This window comes from Falsirhodobacter xinxiangensis, assembly GCF_004959935.1.
Classification (GTDB): Bacteria; Pseudomonadota; Alphaproteobacteria; order Rhodobacterales; family Rhodobacteraceae; genus Falsirhodobacter; species Falsirhodobacter xinxiangensis.
The window spans coordinates 1-1,321 of the sequence record NZ_SMYN01000061.1 but is presented as its reverse complement, the minus strand read 5'-3'; the positions used below and the strand labels follow the sequence as shown (position 1 = coordinate 1,321).

General features: G+C 64.6%; 1 protein-coding gene. It reads left to right on the top strand.

Translation table 11 applies throughout. From position 1 onward, the window contains the following. A partial coding sequence (locus E2K76_RS20125; RefSeq protein WP_136686209.1) for an IS91 family transposase occupies positions 1-846 on the top strand: 846 nt, incomplete at its 5' end. Positions 847-1,321 lie beyond the last annotated feature (475 nt).

The following is a 1,321-nucleotide window of genomic DNA, read 5'->3' as shown; positions in this document are numbered from 1 at the left end:
GTATATGGACTGCTGTTCAAGGCATCGTCGGAAACGGTGACGACCATCGCCGCCCATCCAAAGCGGTTGGGTGCGCGTGTCGGCATGACGGCGGTGCTGCACACCTGGGGCTCGGCGCTGACGCATCATCCCCACATCCACATGATCGTGCCGGGCGGCGGCCTGTCGCCAAGTGGCACCAGTTGGGTCGCCTGCAAACCTGGGTTCTTCCTGCATGTGCGCGTGCTGTCGCGGCTATTCCGGCGGCTCTTTCTGGACGGGCTGATGGGGCTGCATCGCGCAGGCGACCTGTCCTTCCACGGCGATCTTGCCGGACTTGCTGACGAGCGCGCCTTCGCCAGATGGCTTGCCCCGTTCCGCAAGACCGAATGGGTGGTTTACGCCAAACCGCCTTTCGGTGGCCCTGAGGCGGTGCTGGCCTACCTGAGCCGATACACCCACCGCGTCGCGATCTCCAACAGCCGCCTCGTCAGCGCCGACGCCGAGACCGTGGCCTTTCGCTGGAAGGATTACCGCATCAGGCATGGCGACCGGCAAAAAGTCATGCGCTTGGCTACGCCCGAGTTCATCCGCCGCTTTCTGATCCATGTCCTGCCCGACGGCTTCCACCGCATTCGCCACTACGGCCTGCTCGCCAGCGCCGCCCGCAAGGCCAACATCGCCCGCATCCGCGAGTTGCTCGGGCAGAGACCGATCGCGCAGGAACCCCAGGAGGTCGCCGAGACCGCCTCGCCCACCCTGCGCGAACCGTGCCCCTGCTGCGGCGGCCCGATGCGCATCATCGAGATCTTCAGGCGGGGACGGAAACCGAAATCGCGCGCGCCACCGAGGGAGCAGGCCGCATGACGAAACGCCCGTCATCGTCGAGAGAAATGCACCGCCACGAGACCGTAAGCCAGATCGCCCACGGCTTGCTTGGCGCCGAAATCGGCCCGAAAATGCATCTTCATCTGCTCCGACCGCGTCCCAAACCTGCGCTCCCGACCAAACGAGCGAGACGCCGTGGGCTCTCATCTTTCGCCAGACGGCGCCCGAACCCCGCCGTCGCCATATCGCGCAGCACGCTTTCCCCATAGACAGCACCCGGCCCCCCGCGGCTTCCACCTTGGGAGGATTTCCAACGCGGGCCGACCGAGCACCAAGCCCCACACTCACGCCGCGGCCCGCATCGAAAATCCTTCACCAAAGCGGACCTTCTTACACGGATGCTTTGTAACTATGTGAAGAGCAGTCCGGCTCAGAGTGGTCGACCTAGCGGGTGGCATGCTCAGTGGCCATGCCCCATACTTCTGAGCTACTCCCCGATCCTTGGACAGATTTC